This is a genomic window from Microcystis sp. M53598_WE2, assembly GCF_030067735.1.
GTDB lineage: Bacteria > Cyanobacteriota > Cyanobacteriia > Cyanobacteriales > Microcystaceae > Microcystis > Microcystis aeruginosa.
This window is the reverse complement of record NZ_JASJFE010000817.1, coordinates 1-5200: the sequence shown is the minus strand read 5'-3', so window position 1 is coordinate 5200 and position 5200 is coordinate 1. Positions and strand designations below refer to the sequence as shown.

The 5200-nt window shown below is 41.5% G+C and carries 5 protein-coding genes and 1 pseudogene; 1 reads left to right on the top strand and 5 read right to left on the bottom strand.

The genetic code is table 11. The annotated features are described in order from the left end of the window. Positions 1-23 precede the first annotated feature (23 nt). From PX636_RS16595 to PX636_RS16575, 5 genes are all read right to left on the bottom strand, one after another. Entirely contained in the window at positions 24-509 is a 486-nt protein-coding gene (locus PX636_RS16595) for a crossover junction endodeoxyribonuclease RuvC (RefSeq protein WP_002763127.1), read from the bottom strand. 3 nt (positions 510-512) lie between these two features. After that, positions 513-1616, bottom strand: coding sequence for a non-hydrolyzing UDP-N-acetylglucosamine 2-epimerase (wecB, locus tag PX636_RS16590; protein ID WP_044034652.1), 1104 nt, complete (start codon positions 1614-1616; stop codon positions 513-515). 107 nt (positions 1617-1723) lie between these two features. Next, positions 1724-3055: an MlaD family protein gene (locus PX636_RS16585; protein WP_012264207.1), complete on the bottom strand. Its 1332-nt coding sequence runs from the start codon at positions 3053-3055 to the stop codon at positions 1724-1726. Between the two features lie 46 nt (positions 3056-3101). Then, the gene (locus PX636_RS16580; protein ID WP_288117889.1) at positions 3102-3884 is read right to left on the bottom strand and encodes an ABC transporter ATP-binding protein; all 783 of its coding nucleotides are present in this window, start codon (positions 3882-3884) and stop codon (positions 3102-3104) included. 74 nt (positions 3885-3958) lie between these two features. Continuing rightward, entirely contained in the window at positions 3959-4435 is a 477-nt protein-coding gene (locus PX636_RS16575; protein ID WP_231859705.1) for a transposase, read from the bottom strand. Positions 4436-4727: 292 nt separating this feature from the next. Between PX636_RS16575 and PX636_RS16570 the strand changes: the two are divergent. Next, positions 4728-5200: pseudogene (locus PX636_RS16570) on the top strand (ISNCY family transposase); the annotation flags it as partial.

Below are 5200 nucleotides of genomic sequence, written 5' to 3'. Positions count from 1 at the left end.
TGCGCCAATTTCGTCAAATTGCTTCAAGAGATTTGATTGCGAACGCCACTGAAAGCAGCGTATGCGATCGCTATAGCATCTACAGCGTCATTAATAGGCATTTTTGTCAATCCGAATAAATACTTAATTTGTTCGGCCACCTCCGCTTTAGTGGCCCTACCATGGCCGAGATGACATTTCCAACTAGCTTGATGGAGGAAAATCGGTTCAATTCCTCCATCGCGACAGCTAACCAGATTGATAATTCCCAATGCTTGCAGGACTCCACCGGCTGCCTTGATTTGCCGGTTAAAAAAGGGCATTTCCACGGCAATTTCCCCCGGTTTATATTCTGCGATTAACTCCTTTAAATCCCGTTCAATTTCGATCAAACGCTGGGCAGTAGAAAGATTTTTAGAAGTTTCGATCGTGCCGTAATCGACTAAAATCGGCATTAACTCACTATTATCCCGGAGAATAGCCCAACCGACAATCGCTAATCCGGGGTCGATACCCAACCAAGTAGTCATAGATTAAGCCAAAAAATCTTGGACGATTTGGAGGATTCTTTGGGATGCTTGTCCATCTCCAAAAGGATTAATGGCATTAGCCATACGATCATAGGCGATTTTATCCCCTAATAATTCTCCCGCTTCTGCTAAAATTTGCTCTGGATTAGTACCAATTAATTTCGCTGTTCCCGCTTGTACTGCTTCCGGTCTTTCCGTGGTTTCTCGCAATACTAAAACCGGTTTTCCTAAACTAGGGGCTTCTTCTTGAATGCCCCCCGAATCAGTTAATAATAAATAACAGCGTTGAATCGCCCCCACTAACTCGGCATAATCGAGAGGTTCAGTTAAAAATACCCTGGGATGATTGCCCAAAGCGGACTTTATTGGTTCTCGGACGGTGGGATTGCGATGGAGGGGTAATAATAGGGCTGTATCGGCATATTTTTCTAACAACAAAGTGAATCCTTTGATAATATCCTGTAAGGGTTCGCCCCAATTTTCCCGGCGGTGAACCGTAGCTAATAAAACCCGATAATCTGACCAATTTAAGCCCGCAATTTGACATTCTGGTGCGGTTTTGGCTACGCTTAATAAAGCATCAATAACCGTATTGCCGGTGTGGTGAATATTTCCTGTCACCCCAGATTTTTGTAAATTTTCCACGGCTAAAGTTGTGGGAGCAAAATGTAGGGTAGTCAGTTGAGAAATTAGGCGGCGATTAGCTTCTTCGGGATAGGGATTATAGATATCATTAGTTCTTAATCCTGCTTCCACATGGGCGATAGGAATTTGTTGATAAAAAGCCGCTAAAGCAGCAGCAAAAGCCGTGGTAGTATCACCTTGCACAATAATTAAATCTGGTTTTATGCGTTCAAAAACCGTTTCTAAACCCCGTAAACTGCGGCAAGTAATATCAGTTAATGTTTGACGGGTTTGCATAATATCCAGATTTTCATCTGCTTTTAAAGCAAATAATTCCATCACCTGCGCTACCATTTCTTTATGCTGTCCCGTCAGAATTACATGGGTTTGAAACTGTTCCGATTCTTGAAAAGCACGAATAACGGGAGCTAATTTAATCGCTTCAGGACGAGTTCCAAGAGTAATACAAATTGATTTCAACATATTATTATCAGTTATCAGTTATCAGTTATCAGTTATCAGTTATCAGATGTGAGTTTTCAGTTCACTGATTACTGTTCACTGAAAATCGCTTGAATTGTGCTGTTTTGTCATTTTTCACTCGTGGGTGGTTGTTGAACGATAAATTGGGGATAGAGTTGCATTTGCTTAGGATTTAAAGGTCGAGAGATGGTCAAAACTTTTTGTTTAGCTAACTCTTGAGTCATGGTATCTAAAGTTTGAGCGATACGCAAATTATATTCTAATTGTTCCCCGGAAGAAAGCAGATTACTTAAGCCATCGATTAAACGTCTTAAATTCTCGCGAAATTGGGGATCACCAATTAACTCATCGATATCGGAGGTGATTTTTTGAGTATTTTCAAAAGTCACCCTAGCGGATTCGAGAGTTTTTTGCAGTACGACAATTGTAGCAGGATCGTTAATAGTTTTAGTAATTTCTCGTAAATTATTCGATGTTTCCACCGCATTATTCAAAATAGTCTCGATATTTTGCATGACTTGTTTAGTATCAATTTCATCTAAACCTGCATTCAACCTCAGGGCGGTATTATTGAGATTATTAGCGAGACTACCAATACCTAAACTAGCTTGATTAATATTACCGAGAGTATCAACAATTTGTCCGCGATTTTCGCTGAGAACAGCATTGAGATTAGCGACCAATTGGGAAGATTGTTGAAAAGTCCTGCTGATTTGACTGCGATTTTCCTGAACGGTATTATCTAAAGTATTGACAAAACGGGAGGCATTATTAGCTGTATTAGTGACCGAGCGACTGGTGGTAGCTAATTCCAAAGATAGACGAGAGATTTCTCTTTGGGCATTACGGATAGTCTGGGAGGTATCATCGGATAAACGGGCGATTTTTTGAGCTGCTATAGCGGTATTTTTGGTGACATCATTGAGATTACCCACAAATTCAGGACTGGTAAAAGTATCCACTAAACGACCAACACTAGACATTAATTGTGTTCCTGTTGTCCCCTGTAAACGAGTATTATTACAGAGAATTAACTGTTGATCACAGTCGGGAGCCAGAGGGTCGAGATTTTTGGCCTCAGCACTTAAAGAAACTAAGGGAGTGATATCGATGGCTGCCTCACCAATTAATCCGGAAAGATTGGTAGTAACAGTTACCTTCCTAGGCATAACTAAAGTAGCAGAAGCGATCTCGGCAATAACCTCCACTTGATTGCTTCCCGGGATAAAACTCGTAATTCTTCCCACTCTCACCCCGCGAAAACGCACCGGCGCCCCGACTTGTAACCCTTCCACGTCGGCAAACTCGAAGATTAATTGATAGGTTCTTTGACCAAATCCCCCCCCGCGAACCCAGATAGCGAGCGCCCCAAAGACTAATAATCCGCCTAGAGCAAACAAACCTAGTCTTCCTTCCCGTAAAGCTCGCGAACTCTGCATGATTTTTCTCTCATTCTCGATAGTTCTTAATTTAGCTTAATGTAGCTTAAACGATTGTCCTAATCGGGCCTTCAATGCTGGCACTAAAAAATTGTCGGATCATGGGATGATCGGTACGATCGATATCTGCCACTAATCCCTGCCATTGCACTTTTCCCTGATAGAGAAATACTACTCGATCGGCGGTGCGTCGGATGGTACTTTGTTGGTGAGAAACCATCACATAAGTGTTCGCAGACCCTGATTTTTCATGGAGAGTCCGCACTAGATCCTCGATAATTGTGGAAGCTATCGGGTCTAATCCGGCGGTAGGTTCATCATACAGCAGTAATTCTGGATTATCGGCCGGATTATCGGGATTAGTGATAATAGCGCGGGCAAAAGCCACCCGTTTACGCATTCCTCCCGATAGTTCCGAGGGATAAAGGTCACTAATTCCCTGTAAACCGACCATTTCCAGGCTTTTTTCCACTAATTCCATAATTCTGGCTTTTTTTAAATTAGTTTGTTCATAAAGATAAAAACCGACATTTTCCCCGACGGTGAGAGAATCAAACAGGGCCGTTTGTTGAAAAACTAAGGAAGTTCGCATCGCTTCTCGACCATCTTCTAGCAATCCCTGACGCAATTGACCTTTAATACGAATTTCTCCAGCATTTATCCCCGTTAATCCCGCAATTATTCGTAAAACCGTTGATTTTCCCGTTCCCGACGGCCCGATAATTACCAGGGCCTCCCCTCGATAAATGGTTAAATCTAAACCATCGAGAATAACATTATCCCCGAATCTTTTCGATACTCCTCTCAATTCAATTAACGGTTCTTTAATCATCGCTTAATTATCTTATAACCTCTGGAATTTTAGGGAAGTGGGGAAGTCTGACAGGTGTAGGTATTTTACAACTAAGAGGAAGGGGAGTAGTAAAAAGCATCAACGGGGGTGGGAGGGAAAGAACTCCAACGATGAAGGTGAATCGATAAACCTTTCAGTAAATCAGCAACTAGGGTAATAGAACCCAGAAGAAAACAAGAAAGCTGACGTAGAGGTTTGAGATGGAGAGTTTTACTAAAGACAGTATGTTGGGGGGGAAGTGGCGACAAATTGGGTTCAGGAGATTGATTTTCCGCTTCTCCTCCCAGCATAACCATCCAGAGAGTAGCTACAGCCATAGCTAACCAAAGGCGTTCGGCACGCTCTGGGTCAAGCAGGCGAGTGTTTTGCCATTGCCAGCCGTCGGATTTGAGGTCGCGGTAAACACACTCCGTAGAAGGACGTAAGCCATACCAGAGGGCATCAGCCCTTTGGGGTGACAAGTCGGTCAAAACTAACCACGGCTCTTGATAGCCAGAATCCCAACGGGCAAGCAAGGTACAGGCCAAGCAGCAATTCTCATTTTAAAAAGTAACAAGTGATACAGACAGAAACAAAGCTTTAAGCAAGCTACAAAATGCGCTCCCGCGAGTGCGACTGCATCGCAGAGAAGTGAGTATATAGAGTATTTATACTCAAAATATTTGAAAGATGGGAGCAATCTAGAACAAAAGTTCTCTACATCAGAAAGAGAACCAAATAAAAATTGATGATTGTTGTCTGTTGAGGTAAACTTATTAAGTTGGAAATATTAATTAATCAAACTGTTCTGCGATGACGAAAAAGGCTGTGACTTGAGAAATTCCTGAATTAATACAATTTTTAGTTCAAGAATTACATGACTTACCCGATGACAGAAAACCAGGAAACAATACCAAATATCAGGTAGAAGATGCAGTTAAGGCGGCTTTTTCGGTTTTTTTTACTCAGTCACCTTCTTTTTTAGAGCATCAACGTTTGATGAAAAGTAGTAAGGGAAAAGATAATGCTTCAAGTTTATTTGGTATCAAAAAAATACCTGGTGATAATCAAATCAGAAACCTGTTAGATCCTATCCCAGCTGCCACAATATTTGGCTCTTTTCAACAAGTCTATCAATGGTTAAAAAAACCGGGAGTTATTAAAAAATTTTTCTACTTAGATGAGGAAATTTTAATAGCTTTAGATGGTACGGAATATTTTTCTTCAAAGAAAATTAGTTGTCCCCATTGTAATTGCCGCAATCATCGTAATGGAACGACAACTTATTTTCATGGTTGCGTCACACCAATTGT

Bases quoted from the DNA above. Each gene is read 5' to 3' on its own strand.
- PX636_RS16595 (WP_002763127.1), bottom strand. From the start codon at position 509: ATGACTACTTGGTTGGGTATCGACCCCGGATTAGCGATTGTCGGTTGG.
- wecB (WP_044034652.1), bottom strand. From the start codon at position 1,616: ATGTTGAAATCAATTTGTATTACTCTTGGAACTCGTCCTGAAGCGATT.
- PX636_RS16585 (WP_012264207.1), bottom strand. From the start codon at position 3,055: ATGCAGAGTTCGCGAGCTTTACGGGAAGGAAGACTAGGTTTGTTTGCT.